Source organism: Starkeya sp. ORNL1, from assembly GCF_012971745.1.
Taxonomy (GTDB): domain Bacteria; phylum Pseudomonadota; class Alphaproteobacteria; order Rhizobiales; family Xanthobacteraceae; genus Ancylobacter.
In genome coordinates this window covers 4,585,807-4,600,760 of the sequence record NZ_CP048834.1, presented here as the reverse complement: position 1 = coordinate 4,600,760, position 14,954 = coordinate 4,585,807, and the positions used below count along the sequence as shown (strand labels likewise).

Here is a 14,954-nt window from a genome sequence, read left to right as displayed (position 1 = left end):
GTGTTTCCGTCGGTTTCTCAGGCGGTTGCGCGATTACCCGAGCGCCATTGCTGCTGGCTGCGCAGCAGGACTTTGGTGATGACGACCTGTAGCAGCTTCACCCCCGCGGAGGTGTAGAGGATCATCATCGCCATGGCGCAGGCCGCGCCCTCGTCGCCGGTGTCGTTGAGCGCGACCACGGCGATGGAGGCCACCTTGGTGGTGGAGGCATAGATGAAGATGACGCCAGCCACCGTCGTCATGGCGTTGACGAAGAAATAGGTCGCCATGTCGATGATTGCCGGGATCGAGATCGGGATCGTCACCCGCCGCAGCGTGGTCCAGAACGAGACCCCGAGCGCCTGCGAGGCGGCCTCGAACTCGGCGTCGATCTGCTTCAGCGCGGTCAGCGCCATCAGATGCGGCACGGTGAAATAGTGGCCGATGGTGCACATGACGAGGATCGCCATGGTGCCATAGACCACGTTCAGCGGATTGCTCGGCAGGTTGAAGAAGAACACATAGCCGAGGCCGAGCACGATGCCCGGCACCGCCAGCGGCACCATGGCGATGATGTGGTAGCTGACCAGCAGCGGGCCCTTGCGGTGCTTCTCGGCGAGATAGGCGCCGCCAAAGGCGAGCACGGTGCCGAACAGCGCGGTCCAGGCCGCCATCTCGACGCTGTTCCAATAGGAAGACCAGCCGCCCGGATCATACGCGCCGAAATCGAAGCTCCCCAACGAGAAGGAGAGATCGTACGGCCACAGCGTGACGAAGGAAGCGAACACCGCGGTGCCGAGGATGCCGAGGATCGGGATCGACAGCAGCACGACCACTGCCAGCATGGTGAGGTCGAAGCGCCGCGAGGGCTTCGGCTCCAGGATCACCGCCCGTGAAGTGAGCTGCGAGGTCTGGTGGCGATAGGTGATGCGCTCGACCACGAAGGTCAGCACCGCCGGCAGCAGCAGGATGACGCCGATCACCGCGCCCATCTGAAAATTGGCCTGGCCGATGATCTGACGGTAGACGTCGACGGCGAGCATGTTGAACTTGCCGCCGATCACCTTGGCGATGCCGAAGTCCACGATCGCGGTGGTGAACACCACGAAGCAGGCATTGATCACGCCGTAGCGCGCGCTCGGGAAGGTGATGGTCCAGAAGATGCGCCAGCGCGAGGTGTTCAGCGTCTCCGCCGCCTCATAGAGCCGGGCGTCCGCGGTGCCGAGCGCCGTCGTCATGATCAGCACGACGAACGGGAAGCAGTGGAACACCTGGGCAATGATGATGCCGACCGGGCCATAGATGGTGTGGCCGAACATCAGCCACTTCAGATAGCCCTGGTTGCCGAAGATGTAGATCAGCGCGATCGCCGGCAGCAGCGAGGGCGCTAGGATCGGCAGCAGCGCGATGCCCTTGAACAGGCCCTTGCCCGGCACGCAGCTGCGCGTCAGCGCATAGGAGAACAGGAAGCCGAGCGGGACCACGATGCTGACCGTGAGCGCGGCGACCCACAGGCTGTTGAGCACCGACTGCCGGAGGATCGGATCCTTGGCGTAATTGATGAAATTATCGAGCCCGACGAAATGGCCGGCTTTGTCCTCGAAGCTCTGCGACAGCAGCGCATAGAGCGGCAGCACGACGATGATGAGGGCGATGGCGAGCATGATCGCGGAGGCGACGAACCGCGTCACAGCCTCGGAATCGAGCCGGAACCGCCAGGCGGCCGGCGGGTGTGCGGTGAGATCGCTCATGCCGGTGCGACCTCGCCCAGCTGCTTGGTCTGCTCGGCCGGGAAGATCACCAGCGCCTCGCTCGGCAGCAGCGCACGCACCCGCTCGCCAACCGTGACCGGATGCTCGTTCATCTCGCGGCAGCCGATGTCGGCGGCTATCTCGGCATTGTTGAGCGCCGGCACGATGATCTTGGCGCGCCAGAATGCGCCGAGGAATTCGAGATGGACGACCTGCGCGTCGAGTGCGGCGTCATTGGCCGGCTCGCCGCCCGGCAACAGGCGCATCTGCTCGGGGCGGATGCAGGCGACCACCGAACCCTGGTTCTCCGGCTTGTCATAGAGCTTCGGCACCGGCAGTTCGAGGCTGCCGACGGTGAGGCGCGAGCCCGCCACCTTGCCGGGCAGGATGTTCATCTTGCCGACGAAGCCGGCGACGAACAGCGTGCGCGGCGTGTGGTAGATCTCGGTCGGGGTGCCGATCTGGTCGATCTCGCCGTCGCGCATGGCGACCACGCGGTCGGCCATGCTGAGCGCCTCTTCCTGGTCGTGGGTGACCATGATGGTGGTGAGGCCGAGGCGTTTCTGCAGGTCGCGGATCTGCTGGCGCAGATGCACGCGCACCTTGGCGTCGAGCGCGCTGAGCGGCTCGTCGAGCAGGAGCAGGCGCGGCGACGGCGCGATGGCGCGGGCGAGCGCGACGCGCTGCTGCTGGCCGCCGGACAGTTGCGCCGGATATTTCCGCTCCGAGCCACGCAGGTCGATCAGGTCGAGCAGCTCGGCGAGCCGGGAATCGATTTCACTACGCTTCATGTGCCCATTGCGCAGCCCATAGACGATGTTCTCGCGAACATTGAGGTTCGGGAACAGCGCATAGGACTGGAACAGGATGCCGAAATGCCGCTGCGCCGGCGGCAGGTTGGAGATGTCGTTGCTGAGGCTGCGCAGCGTACCGGCATTCTGCCGTTCCAGCCCGGCAATGATGCGCAGCAGGGTGGATTTCCCGCAGCCCGACGGGCCGAGGAAGCAGACGAACTCCCCGGCTTCGATGTCGAGGCTGATATTGCGCAGCGCGGTGAAGTCGCCGAAGCGCTTCTCTATGTTGCGAATACTGAGGAATGAGGTGGAATTCACCTTAGTCGCCCCGGCATAGGCGGCCGACGACATGTCGCGGGTGGTATCCAGCATGGCAAATTGGCTCTTCAGCGACGATGGAGAGGTGAGCAGCATGTCAGCGGCTCGCACGGTGGCACGCCCGCGGTGAGGCGGGTACGCCCCCGCGGCGGACTGACAGATCGAGGCGGCCATTGGCAGCGAAACGGTTGCCGCGCCTGAATTCGGCGTACAGCTTCCCGATCCAGCACGGGGCTCCCGGCTGAGTCATTGCTTCCTCCTGGCTTGCGCATCGCTTTGCGACCGTCTTCTCGGCCGGCGACGTCGTATTTCCCGATCGAGCGGGTTCTTCGATTTTTGGACGATAAGCCCGTGGCGGCTGCGGCGCAACAATGAAATGAAACGGTTCATCAAATTATTTTAGCGCACACTCACCCCCGTGCGACGGCGACCGGCGGCGGCGCGCAGGAGCCGCGAATGATGAATTCATGAGGCACGATAATGCGTTGCCCCGAGGGTTCGGTACCCGCCTGCAACTGGCTGATGAGCAACTCCGCGGCGCACCGGCCGGTAGCCGGCCAGTCATAGCGAATGGCGGTGATCGGTGGCTCGATCAGGGCGGCAAGCTCGGTGTCGCCCAGCGTGACGATCGACAATTGCTGCGGCACCCGCAGGTTCAACAGCTTCACCGCCTCGATCACCCCGGCAAGATGGCCGCCGCTGGCGATGATGCCGGTGGCCGGCGAGCGCCCGGTCAATGAGGCATAGGCGGCGTCGCGCCCATAAGGGTGCTGGCGCCCGTTGGAATGGACCAGATCGTGCGCCGGTTCCAGGCCGAGATCGGTGAAGGCGGTCTGATAGCCGCGGATCCGCTCGCGCCCGGAATGGGTGATGGCCGGCACGGTGATGAGGCAGATCCGGGTGTGGCCGAGGCCGAGCAGATAGCGCGTGGCGCGATAGGTGCCCTCAAACTGGTTGGTGAGCACGCTGTCGACCCGGATATCGATGTCGCGCTCCAACAGCACCAGCGGCACCGACAGATTGCGCAATTGCTCGCGCGTCGCCGGATCATTGTCGTCCGCCACCATCGCGATGACGCCGTCGACCCTGCGGCGCTTGAACTGTTCCAGCACATCGCTCTCGCGCTCGCGGTCGGAATGCGAATTGGCCAGGAACAGCGTGTAGCCGGCGCGCGCCAGCACCGGCTCCAGCCCGGTGACGGCGGCGGCGGTGAGCGGGTTCTGGATGTCCGGCAGGATGACGCCGATCACCCGGCTCTGCTTCGAGCGCAGGCTCTGCGCCACCGGGTTCGGCTCATAGCCAAGCTCGGTGATGGCTTGCGCCACGCGCCGGCGCAGCGCCGCATCGACATTGGCGGCGTTGTTGAGCACGCGCGAGACGGTGCCGAGCGAGACGCCGGCATGCTGCGCCACGTGCTTGATCGTGACGGTTGCCGGTTGTTCGCGCTGCTTCATGATCTGACTCTCGGCGGCAGGGCCGCGACGGAAGGGCGCCAATCTAGGAGCACGGCATACGGGACGACAAGGTGGACCGAACCCCCCTCTTCCACGGCGCCGGCCCGACGTCGCCGAACCGCCCCCTCACGGCTTGACACCGCCTTGGCCATCCGTTCAATCTGTCGACACTATATTCTTCGAAGCGGAAATGAGCGGGCCTCTTGGCCGTTTCAAATCTCCGCAATATAAATCCGTCGACACTCGGTCGATGAATCGGCGAGCCTCACACGCCGGCGGCAACATGCGGGACACCATGGAAACGGTCGAACTGAACGGCATCGTCGAGGGGATGGGGGATGGCCTCGTCCTGTTGCATCCGATCGGGCTCGACCATTCCTTCTGGGGCGCATTGCCTGCCATGCTGCGCCAGGACCGGCGCGTCCTGCGGCTCGATTTGCGTGGCCATGGCGCGTCACCGATGGGCTCGGCGCGCGCGCCGATCGAAGCCTACGCCGCGGACGTCGAGGCCGCCATCCGGCGCTTCGACATGGGCAAGCCCACCGTGCTCGGCCTCTCCTTCGGCGGCATGATCGCGCAGACTTTGGCGCTGGAGCATCCCGACTCGGTTTCCGGACTGATCGCCTGCGGCTGTCCCGGCGGCATTCCTGAAGAGGCGCGCCCGGTGCTGCGCGAGCGCGGTCTCGCCGCCGAGCGCGGCGGCATGGAGGCCATCGTGCCAATGACGATCGAGCGCTGGTTTACGCCGGCTTTCGTGGGCAACCCGGTCGTCGGCCGGGTGCGCGAGCGGCTCGCCAGCGATCGCGTGGAGGCCTGGTCCGACGGCTGGCACGCCATCTCCAATTTCTATGCGTTGCCGAGGCTCGGCACGCTGAAAGTGCCGAGCCTCATCGTCTCCGGCGAGAAGGATGCCGCCACTACGCCGGCCGCCGCCGCCGCGCTCGCCGCCGCTATTCCCGGGGCAAAGTTCGCCAGCCTCCCCGATGCGCCGCATATGATGCAGTTGGAGACCAGCGGACTGTTCATCGAGACGGTGAGCAACTTCCTCGCCGGCAAGGCCTGAGCGGCGGATATGTCCAGCGACCTCAACCACATCGTCACCGGGGCGGACCGCGATTTCGCGTTGCTGCTGGTGCATCCGCTCGGCTCCGACCTCACGGTGTGGGACGATTTCGTCGCCGCCCTCGTCGGTCGGGTGACAACGCTCGCTTATGACCAGCGCGGCGCCGGACGCTCGCCCATCCCCGGACGACCGGTCGACCTTGCCGAGCATGCGGCAGATCTGGAAGCGCTGCGCGCCGGATCGGGCATCCGCAACGTCGCCGTCATCGGCTGCGCCATCGGTGCCATGACCGCCGCCACTTATGCCGCGCAGTATCCGGCGCACATACAGGCGCTGATACTCACCAATCCGACGCCGTGCAGCACACCGCAGGCCAGGGCGATGCTCACCGAGCGCGCGGCAAAGGTCCGCCGCGAGGGCGTCGCCTCGCTGCTGCCGGGCGCGGTGGAGCGCGCCTTCCTTGAGATGCCGAAGGACGTGCGCTACGACCACTACATGAAACGTTTTTCCGAACAGGATCCGGATGCCTATGCCGAGGCGCTGATCGCCGCCGCCGAGGCGGATGCGTCGGGCGCCTTGCGCGCGGTGCGTTGCCCGACCCTGTTGGTTCCCGGCCGTCACGACGTGCTGCTGCCGATGGAGCGCACCGAGGCAGTCGCAGCCCTGGTGCCCGATGCCGAGATCGTCGTCCTCGAGGACGCCGCGCATTTCATCCCGTACCAGCAGCCGGCCGAATTCGCCGCGCTGGTGCTCGATTTCCTCGGCCGTCATGGCGTCATGCGCCAATCGGCGAATTCCCCTGCCCCGGAGCGACACGCATGAGCAAGAAAGGCTTCCTCCTCGTCCTGATGCAGCCGCCGCCGGCCTTCGAGGACGAGTTCAACGCCTGGTACGATACCGAGCACGTGCCCGAGCGCGTTGCGGTGCCGGGCTTTGAGGCCGGCCGGCGTTATGTGTGCATCGACGGGCACCCGAAATATCTCGCCATGTACGACATGGCGCATGAGGACGTGCTGGAGACCGAGGGCTACAAGCGCGTCTCGGGCGATCGCGCCAGCCCCTGGACCAAGCGCGTCACCAGCCGGGTGAAGGTCTATCGCTCGATCGGCGAGCAGATCTATCCGGGCGACCAGGTCACGCTCCCCGCCGCCCGCGCCACCCTGTTGCGCTTTGCCGGCGCGCCGGCGAGCGTGGGGGACGCGGTGGTGGCGGGCGTGCGCAAGAATTTCGAGGGCCGGGCCCATACCGCGCAGGTGCGCGTGTTCGCCTATCATGTCGATGGTGCGGTGGATTTCCTGGCACTGGTGGCCAGCCGCGCGCCCGACGAGTTCGTGCTCGACACCGAGGTGTTCGGTGCCGCCGCGCCGTTCCTCGATATGGTGAACCGTTACGCGCTGTATTGAGTGGTCAACGCGATCTGCTTCAACATCCTTCGAGGCTCGCTGCGCGAGCGCCTCAGGATGAGGTCGTTTTCTAGTACCACCTCATCCTGAGGTGCCCGGCAAAGCCGGGCCTCGAAGGATGCTCGCGCCGAACAACCCCTTCACCAGACACAAAAAAACCGGCGCTCCCAAGGGGCCAGGAGCGCCGGCGTCGGGCTGGATCGGGAAGGATCAGCGCCGGAAACAGTTTGGGCTTCACTCAGTTCAAGACAGCCGGATCGAACGGATAAGGAACCGCCGGGCCGCCCGTGAGCGGCAGCACGATCACGGCGTTGCCGGGCGAGCCTTCCTTGCCGTTCTGGTCCTTCAGCCCGATTTCGAGCTCCACGACGCCATAGCCGCCGCGCTCGCTCTTGCCGGTCACCCGGCCCCAGGCGGTCAAGGTGTCGCCGGGAATGTTCATGCCGCGATACTGGAAGTCCATCTTCCACACCCAGCCGCTCTCGCCGACCCAGTCGACCAGAACCTGCGCCAGCACATGCTGCTTCCACGAGCCGTTGATCAGCACGTCCGGCAGGCCGTCATGCTCGGTGGCGTAGCGCCAGTCGTAATGGATCTTGTGCCAGTTCTCCATCGCCGCCGACCAGCGCATGATGTGCGCGGTGGTCATCGGGCCCTTGACCACGACGGGGATATCCTGCCCGACGGAAACGTCCTCGTAATGCAGTGCAGTGGCCATTTTCATCTCATGATCATGGTGTTGAGCGACTTCAGAAGCGGCCGGCCATCGGCCGTGGCGTACTCATCCTCGATGAGCACCAGCACCATCGGGCCGGCCTTGCCCTGCTTCTGCGTCACGTCGCGATAGGTCGAGCGGCACACGATACGCTCGCCCACCTTCGGGTAGCTGAAGAACTCGTACTGATAGCCGCCGTTCAGCACGCCGGAGAGTGGCAGCGGCAGCTTGGGCAGGCCCGGGCGCAGCGCCCGCGACAGGCCGTCGAAGTCCGGATCGCCCGCAGCGGCGAGCGCGTCATGCATCTCGTCGGCGGGACGGCGGAACGCATGCACCGGAAAGCCCGGAGGCGCCACCACGCCGCCATAACGCGTGCCCTTGGCATGCGCCTCGTCCCAGAAGCGCGGATTGGGGTCCATCAACGCCTGGAAGAAGCGGCGCACCTCGCTGGGCTCGACCGGATGGGCGGCCTCGGTCCATTCCGACTGCGCGCCGATGACCGCGCGCACCTCCGGCGTGATGTGATTGACCTGTTCGTCGACGGCCATACTCGTCTCCTCGCTTCGCGCCTTGGTGCGCCGCATCGCGCGGGCCCGGTGCCTGCCGCCGGCGGTCCGCAATGCAGCCCCGGCTTGTCGTTCGCAGCGTTTACTGTATCGTGCGATGAAACGTTTTCAAGACGATTTGCTCATCACTGTCCAGTCCAAATCCGGCGGAAAGCGTGCCAATGATACAGAGCCGCCGCACGGCGTAAGCCGAGCCGGCCAGAAAACGGGATTGAGGAGACGCCTTCGTGAGAATCGTTTTTATCGGGGCGTCGCACTGGCACCTCGACCTCTATCTGCTGCCGCTGCTCGAAGTGCCCGGTGCCGAACTCGTCGGCATCGCCGATCCGGATCCGGCCGTGGTGGAACGCCTGACCGCGCGCCTCGGCTGCGCCGGCGACACCGATTTCCGCACCCTCTGCCGCGATGTGAAGCCGGACTTCGTGTTCGCGCTCGGCCGCCATATCGACATGCCGGACGAGGCCCGCTTCCTCATCGAGGAAGGCATCCCCTTCGCGCTGGAAAAGCCCTGCGGCCTGAACCAGGCGGATGTCGCGGCGATCGCCGAGCTTGCGGAGCGCAAAGGCGCCTTCGCCGCGGTACCGCTGGTGTTCCGCAATGGCGATTTCAGCGAGCACCTCAAGGCCCTGAGTGCCGAAGGCGATCTCAGCTATGCTACCTTCCGCTTCATAGCCGGCTTTCCGGCGCGCTACCGCCAGGCCGGCTGCGGCTGGATGCTCGACCCGGCGCTCTCCGGCGGCGGCTCGACCATCAACCTCGCCATCCACTTCTTCGATCTCGCCCATGCGCTGCTCGGCGACGGCGTGCGCGTGCTGGGCGCCACCATGTCGAACCATGCCTGGCGCGAGCGGATCGAGGATTATTCCGTCGTCACTTTCGAGCGCGACGGCGCCTTGTGCGTGGTCGAGACCGGCTATCTCTATCCGGCGCCGACCAGCAATTTCGACATGCACTACGCCTTCCGCTTCCCGCGCAACTACGTGATCGCGCACGATCCGATCACGGTGGAAAGCCTGGAGGATGACGGGTCTTCGCGCTCATGGTCGTCGGTGACGACCAATGTGCCGCACTACCGGACCTTCGTGTTCGACGTGCTGGAACGGGTGCGCACCGGCAGGCCGCCATTGGCGAACCTGTCAGACATGGTGCCGATCATGCGTCTGGTCGATCAGGCCTATGCGAAGGCGGGGCCGTTGCCGCTAGCGGCCATGTCGGCCCTTTGAGTCCCTCATCCCCGGGCTCGACCCGGGGATCCAGAATGCAGCCGTGCGCGCGAGAAAGCCTGGGTGCCCGGGTCAAGCCCGGGCATGAGGGCGTCTGGGCACCTTACACCCGCTTCCCCGCCCCGTTCGCCATCACCCCGGTGCGGAAGGCGATCGATTTCTGGAAATGCTCGCGCACCGCGCGCCGGGTGCGCTCGACATCGCGGGCGCAGATGGCGGCGACGATCTCGTCATGCTCCGCCATCGAATGCACCCAGCGCTCGCGCACCGCGGACGAGCGCTTCTGCTTCTCGAAGCTGCGGAACATCTGCACCATCGGCAGCGTGATAAAGAACAGCAGCGACTTGAAGAACGGCCGCCCCGACAGTTCGGCGATCTCCATATGGAAGACCAGGTCGTCCTCGATGGTGCCGTTCTGCTCGAGGATACGCTTCTTCACCTGCGCGGTCTTTTCCCTCAATCGCGCCAGTCCCGCATCGTCGGCACTCTCGACCGCGGAGACCGCGAGCATCTCCTCCAGCACTGCGCGCACGCCATAGAGCGTGTCGAGGTCGTCGACGCCGACATTGACAGCATTGGCCTCCATGACATTGGAGAGCAGCGGCATCATCGCGTCCGGGCCGATGGCGGCGAGATAGGTGCCGCTCTGCGGGATGGTGCGGATCAGCCCATAGGCCTCCAGCTTGGCATAGGCCTTGGTGACCGAGGAGCGTGATATGCCGAGCTCGGTGGCGAAGCGAATCTCCGAATGCAGCTTGTCCCCGGGCGCCAGCGCACCGGACTTGATCATCGCCTTGATGCGCTCGATCACCTCGGCCGAAGCGTCCTGCCGCGCCGAGGGCTTACGTGCAGCCGCCGCCCGCGCATAAGGCGCAGGCGTATCGGCTGCCAGTGCGCGTGATTTGGCCGGAGGCGATTTGGTCGCCTTTATCCTTGCTGCGCTTTTCGGTTCGCCCGTGCGTTTCATGAACCTGCCTTGCCGGCGCCGCCGATTCGCGAGGATGCGTCGGATCGAAACGCGCGCGGCATTATAAAGGCAAGCCCGATTGCCGCGGCAATTCCCGGTACGTCAGCCGACGGCGGCGAGCTCGACGCAGGATTCGCGGCGGATGAACTCGTAAGGCACGACGAAGCGTTCCGTCTCCACGCGATTGCCGCCGATGCGGCTCACCGCGAGCCGGGCCGCCAGCCGGCCGGACTCCGCCCAGTCATAGCGGATGGCGGTGATGCCCGGCCGCATCAGCGCCGCCAGCTCGGTGTCGCCGAGCGAGACCAGCGAGAGCTGGTCCGGGATGGTGAGGTTGAGCTGCCGGGCGGCATCCAGCACCCCGGCCAGCATGCCGCCCGAGACAATCAGCGCCGTCGGCCGCTCGCGCATCGACAGCACCGCATAGGCGGCGTCGAGCGCGTACTCGCTGGTATAGCCGCCCATATGCACCAGTTCGTCCCTGACGCTCTCGCCGACGTCGGCGAGGGCATTGGCGTAGCCTTGGAAGCGATGACGCCCTGACATGTTGTTGGGCGGCACTGTCACCAGCGCGATGCGGCGATGGCCGAGCGCCAGCAGATAGCGCGCGGCGCGGTAGGTGCCGGCGATCTGGTCGGTGCGCACCGCATCGAACTCGGCACCGATCTCACGCTCCAGCAACACCACCGGGACGGATAGCCGGCGCAACTGCTCCGCCGTCGCCGCATCGTCACGCGCGAGGATGGCGATCACGCCATCGACCCGGCGCCGGGCGAACTCGTTGAGCGTGCTGATCTCGCGCTCGCGGTCGTAGCGCGAATTGGCGAGGAAGAAAGTGTAGCCCTGCCGGGTCAGTTCCTCCTCGACACCGGTGACCGCGGCAGAGGAAAGCGGGTTCTGGAAGTTCGGCACGATGACGCCGATGACATGGGTCTTCTTCGAGCGCATGCCCTGGGCGAGGCTGTCGGGCTGATAGTCCAGCGCCGCCGCCGCGTCGAGCACGCGCCGCTGCAAGGCCGGCTGCACGTTGCGCGCCTTGTTGAGCACGCGCGAGACGGTGCCGATCGACACTCCGGCATTGCGGGCGACATCGCTGATGGTGGCCCGGCCGGGCGGCTTGTCGCGCCGGGCCTCGCGGCTCGTCCCGCGGGGCTTGCCGCTTGTCTTCTCGCGCCCTTCGCCGCCCATATCAAAATACCTGCCGCTGCACTGTGTCCCGCGCCCGCCGGCGGCACGGCGCGAGAACGTTCCATGCTTATCTGATTTGACCGGGTTCCGCGATGTCCCCGACATAGCGGGCAACCATCGTCGCAATGCGCGAGGATGACGTTCCGCAAGCCTGTTCCGTGTCTTGGCCGGCCGCCGCAAGGTTGACCTCCCGTGTCGCCTTGCCTAGGCTCGTCGGGAAAACGTTTTATCAACGAGAGCGCTGCGGCTGCGCTTCGCCGCAGCGCGGCTGCAAGGGACGGAAAGCCATGGGTGAGCGGGTAACGGTGACCGAGGTCGGGCCGCGGGACGGGCTGCAAATGGCCAAGTCCATCATGCCGACCGACGCCAAGGTCGCATGGATCAAGGCGCTGGTCGCCGCCGGCATCCATGAGATCGAGGTCGGAAGCTTCGTGCCGCCCAAGCTGATCCCGCAAATGGCCGATACCGGCGACGTGGTGCGCGCCGGCCTGGAGATTCCCGGCCTGCGCATCGTCGCGCTGGTGCCGAACCTCAAGGGTGCGCAGCGTGCCTATGAGGCCGGCGCGCACGTCGTCACCGTGCCGGTCTCGGTGAGCGAGGGCCACAGCCGCGCCAACACCAACAAGGGCAGCCTCGACCAGGTCGCCGAGGTGCGGGCGATCCGCGAATGGCTCGATGCGCAGGAGCGCAAGGTGAAGCTCGATGCCGGCTGCGTCACCGCCTTCGGCTGCTCGATCGAGGGCAACGTGCCGGAGAGCCGCGTCGTCATGATCGCCGCGGCGCTGGCCGATGCCGGCGTTGACGGCATCCTGCTGGCCGACACCGTCGGCTATGGCAATCCGGCGCAGATCCGCTCGGTGGTACGTGCCGTGCAGCGCGAGGTCGGCGAGAAGCTGGAGCGGCTGCATCTGCACGACACCATGGGCCTCGGCATCGCCAATGCGCTGGCCGGGCTGGACGAGGGCATACGCTGCTTCGATTCCGCGCTCGCCGGGCTCGGCGGCTGCCCGTTCGCGCCCGGCGCCTCGGGCAATATCGTCACCGAGGACCTGGTGTTCATGCTGGAGAGCATGGGCTTCGACACCGGCATCGACCTCGACCGGCTGATCGCGGCGCGCGAGGCGCTGCATCGCGGGCTGCCGGATGCGGAATTGCTCGGTAATGTGGTGAAGGCGGGCATCCCGCGGACTTATCGGCGCGCGGCGTGATCATTCCATAGGGCGTCATCCCGGACGTGCCGCAGGCGCGCGCCGCGATCGCAGGAAGGTGTTGATCCGCACCTTCTCGCGATCCCGGCTCTCCGGCTACGCCTCCGGCCGGGATGACGATAGGATTAGGCCAAGGCCTGGGGCACCTCATGACCATCAGCACCATCACTTATCTCACCCATGTCGAGTTCGGCGCCGGTGCGCTGGCTCGGCTGCCGGCGGCGCTCGAGCAGATCGGAATCCGGCGTCCACTGGTGGTGAGCGACACCGGGCTGGCGAAGCTCGGCATCCTCGACCGCGTCACCGCGCTGTGCCCGGCGGCTTCGCCCGCCTTCCTCGGCGTGCCGACCAACCCGACCGAGGACGCCGTGCTGGCAGCGCTGGAGATGTACCGTGCGCAGGGTTGCGACGGCGTCATCGCGCTCGGCGGCGGCTCGCCGATCGACCTCGCCAAGGCGGTGGCGCTGCTCGCCACCCATCCAGGCCCGCTGGAGACCTACGCCGTCATCCTCGGCGGTGTTGCCCGGATCACGCCCGCGGTGGCGCCGGTGATCGCGATACCCACGACGGCGGGCACCGGCTCAGAAGTCGGGCGCGCCGCGCTGATCACGCTCGATGACGGCCGCAAGCTCGGCTTCATCAGCCCGCATCTGTTCCCGCGCCGCGCGCTGTGCGATCCCGAACTCACCCTTGCCCTGCCCCCGCACCTCACTGCCGCGACCGGGCTCGACGCGCTGTCGCATTGTGTCGAGACGTTTCTCTCGCCGCACTTCAACCCGCCCGCCGAGGCCATCGCGCTCGACGGTGCCGGGCGCATCTGGCGCAATATCGAGCGCGCTTATCGCGATGGCTCCGACATTGCGGCACGCAGCGAGATGATGATGGGCTCGCTGGAGGGCGGCCTCACCTTCCAGAAAGGTCTGGGGGCGGTCCATGCACTGTCGCACGCGCTTGGTGGGCTGAAATCACCGAGCCTGCACCACGGCACGCTCAACGCCATCCTGCTGCCCGGCGTCATCCGCTTCAATGCGGGAAGCGTAGGCGACAAGCTGGAGCGGCTGAAGCGCGCCATGGGCCTCGATGCGATGGCCGACCTTGCCGACGAGATCGCCGCGCTGAACCGGCGGCTGTCGATTCCCGAGAGCCTCGGCGGCCTCGGCGTCCTTCCCTCGCAACTCGACTGGGTGGTGGAGCGGGCGCTCGCCGACCATTCCCACGCCACCAATCCGCGGGTCGCGACGGCGCAGGATTATCGCGCCTTGCTCGACGCGGTGATGTGAGGTCCTGCTCTTCCCCCTCTCCCCCGCGGGGAGAGGGCTGGGGTGAGGGGTCTTCACCGCTCCGCAATCGTACTCCCCCTCACCGACCCGCTTCGCGGGCCACCTCTCCCCGCCGGGGAGAGGGAGGTAGGACTCGGATTCGTCACCCCGGCAGCAGCCGCGCCTTCAGCCGCGGCGCGGCGAAATCGAGGAAGGCGCGCAGCTTCAGCGGCAGCAGGCCCTGGCCGAGATAGACGAGGTGCACCGGCCACGGCTCCGGCTCGAAATCCCGCAACACCACCTCGATCGACCCGGCCCGCTCGGCGGCGACGATCTGGTAGGACAGCACGCGGGTGAGGCCGAGCCCGGCGGCGGCGGCATCGATCGCCGCCTCCGCGGTATTGACCGTCAGCCGCGAATGGATCGGCACGCTGACCTCGCCCTTCGGGGTGCGGAACCGATAGGCGCGGACCGCAGCCAGCCCCTCGAAGGTGATGCAGTCATGCCCTTCGAGGTCTTCGGGCCGCTGCGGCCGGCCGCGCACTGCCAGATAGCCGGGCGCACCGCACATCACCCGGCGGATACTGCCGAGCCGCGTCGCATACAGCCCGCTATCGGGTAGCGCGCCGATGCGGACGGCGAGGTCGACATGGTTCTCGACCAGGTTCACCACGCGGTCGGCGAGCACCAGCCGCAGGTCGATCTCGGGATAGGCTTTCAGGAAATCGACCACCACCGGCAGCACATGCAGCCGGCCGAACACCACCGGCGCGGTGACGGTGAGCTCGCCTTTCGGAGCGGCGTATTCGCCGGCCGCGGTGCGCTCGGCCTCCAAGACCTGTTCGAGGATGCGCCGGCTCGCCTCGACATAGGAGCGCCCGGCCTCGGTGAGCGAGACCTTCCGGCTGGAGCGCACCAGCAGCTTGGTGCGCAGATGCGCCTCCAGCTCCGAGACCTTGCGGCTCACCGTGGCGAGCGGCGCCCGCAGCTTTCGCGCCGCCGCCGACAGGCTGCCCTCATCGACCACCGCCAACAGCACCGACATGGCGTCAAGCCGATCCATAGC

General features: G+C 66.7%; 14 protein-coding genes. 6 read left to right on the top strand and 8 right to left on the bottom strand.

Annotation, left to right across the window (positions count from 1 at the left end; genetic code table 11):
• Window positions 1–17 precede the first annotated feature (17 nt).
• From G3545_RS21835 to G3545_RS21825, 3 genes are all read right to left on the bottom strand, one after another.
• The gene (locus G3545_RS21835; RefSeq protein WP_170015620.1) at window positions 18–1,730 is read right to left on the bottom strand and encodes a putative 2-aminoethylphosphonate ABC transporter permease subunit; all 1,713 of its coding nucleotides are present in this window, start codon (window positions 1,728–1,730) and stop codon (window positions 18–20) included.
• The gene (locus G3545_RS21830) at window positions 1,727–2,896 is read right to left on the bottom strand and encodes a putative 2-aminoethylphosphonate ABC transporter ATP-binding protein (RefSeq protein WP_170015618.1); all 1,170 of its coding nucleotides are present in this window, start codon (window positions 2,894–2,896) and stop codon (window positions 1,727–1,729) included. Before G3545_RS21830 ends, G3545_RS21835 begins: the two co-directional genes overlap by 4 nt.
• 356 nt (window positions 2,897–3,252) lie before the next feature.
• Window positions 3,253–4,296, bottom strand: coding sequence for a LacI family DNA-binding transcriptional regulator (locus G3545_RS21825; RefSeq protein WP_170015616.1), 1,044 nt, complete (start codon window positions 4,294–4,296; stop codon window positions 3,253–3,255).
• A 295-nt stretch (window positions 4,297–4,591) separates the two neighbouring features.
• On the opposite strand from G3545_RS21825, the gene G3545_RS21820 reads away from it, so the two are divergent.
• From G3545_RS21820 to G3545_RS21810, 3 genes are read left to right on the top strand one after another with little or no spacing between them, the layout of a single operon-like run.
• The gene (locus G3545_RS21820) at window positions 4,592–5,359 is read left to right on the top strand and encodes an alpha/beta fold hydrolase (protein WP_170015614.1); all 768 of its coding nucleotides are present in this window, start codon (window positions 4,592–4,594) and stop codon (window positions 5,357–5,359) included.
• Between the two features lie 9 nt (window positions 5,360–5,368).
• Complete coding sequence (locus tag G3545_RS21815) at window positions 5,369–6,181, top strand: alpha/beta hydrolase (protein ID WP_170015612.1); 813 nt, start codon at window positions 5,369–5,371, stop codon at window positions 6,179–6,181.
• The gene (locus tag G3545_RS21810) at window positions 6,178–6,762 is read left to right on the top strand and encodes a DUF4286 family protein (RefSeq protein WP_170015610.1); all 585 of its coding nucleotides are present in this window, start codon (window positions 6,178–6,180) and stop codon (window positions 6,760–6,762) included. The genes G3545_RS21815 and G3545_RS21810 overlap by 4 nt, the downstream gene beginning before the upstream one ends.
• 238 nt (window positions 6,763–7,000) lie before the next feature.
• Here the strand turns inward: G3545_RS21810 and G3545_RS21805 are convergent, their stop codons facing one another.
• Together G3545_RS21805 and G3545_RS21800 are read right to left on the bottom strand one after the other, a co-directional pair.
• Window positions 7,001–7,480 carry an acyl dehydratase gene (locus G3545_RS21805; RefSeq protein WP_170015608.1) on the bottom strand — a complete coding sequence of 160 codons (480 nt, stop codon included), beginning with the start codon at window positions 7,478–7,480 and terminating at the stop codon, window positions 7,001–7,003.
• Window positions 7,481–7,482: 2 nt separating this feature from the next.
• Window positions 7,483–8,025 (bottom strand): MaoC family dehydratase N-terminal domain-containing protein, encoded by a 543-nt coding sequence (locus G3545_RS21800; RefSeq protein ID WP_170015606.1) that lies wholly within the window; start codon window positions 8,023–8,025, stop codon window positions 7,483–7,485.
• Between the two features lie 245 nt (window positions 8,026–8,270).
• Between G3545_RS21800 and G3545_RS21795 the strand changes: the two genes are divergently transcribed.
• A complete protein-coding gene (locus G3545_RS21795) occupies window positions 8,271–9,266 on the top strand; it encodes a Gfo/Idh/MocA family oxidoreductase (protein WP_170015604.1) in 996 nt (331 codons plus the stop codon).
• Between the two features lie 103 nt (window positions 9,267–9,369).
• Here G3545_RS21795 and G3545_RS21790 read toward each other — a convergent pair whose 3' ends face one another.
• Together G3545_RS21790 and G3545_RS21785 are read right to left on the bottom strand one after the other, a co-directional pair.
• Window positions 9,370–10,233, bottom strand: a complete 864-nt coding sequence (locus G3545_RS21790; protein ID WP_170015602.1) for an FCD domain-containing protein — start codon at window positions 10,231–10,233, stop codon at window positions 9,370–9,372.
• 102 nt (window positions 10,234–10,335) lie between these two features.
• A complete protein-coding gene (locus G3545_RS21785) occupies window positions 10,336–11,421 on the bottom strand; it encodes a LacI family DNA-binding transcriptional regulator (RefSeq protein ID WP_170015600.1) in 1,086 nt (361 codons plus the stop codon).
• A 287-nt stretch (window positions 11,422–11,708) separates the two neighbouring features.
• Here G3545_RS21785 and G3545_RS21780 point away from each other — a divergent pair, with 287 nt between their 5' ends.
• Complete coding sequence (locus tag G3545_RS21780) at window positions 11,709–12,629, top strand: hydroxymethylglutaryl-CoA lyase (RefSeq protein ID WP_170015598.1); 921 nt, start codon at window positions 11,709–11,711, stop codon at window positions 12,627–12,629.
• A gap of 155 nt (window positions 12,630–12,784) precedes the next feature.
• Window positions 12,785–13,909 (top strand): iron-containing alcohol dehydrogenase, encoded by a 1,125-nt coding sequence (locus G3545_RS21775; protein ID WP_170018221.1) that lies wholly within the window; start codon window positions 12,785–12,787, stop codon window positions 13,907–13,909.
• 142 nt (window positions 13,910–14,051) lie between these two features.
• Here the strand turns inward: G3545_RS21775 and G3545_RS21770 are convergent, their stop codons facing one another.
• Complete coding sequence (locus G3545_RS21770) at window positions 14,052–14,951, bottom strand: LysR family transcriptional regulator (protein ID WP_170015596.1); 900 nt, start codon at window positions 14,949–14,951, stop codon at window positions 14,052–14,054.
• Window positions 14,952–14,954: the final 3 nt, after the last annotated feature.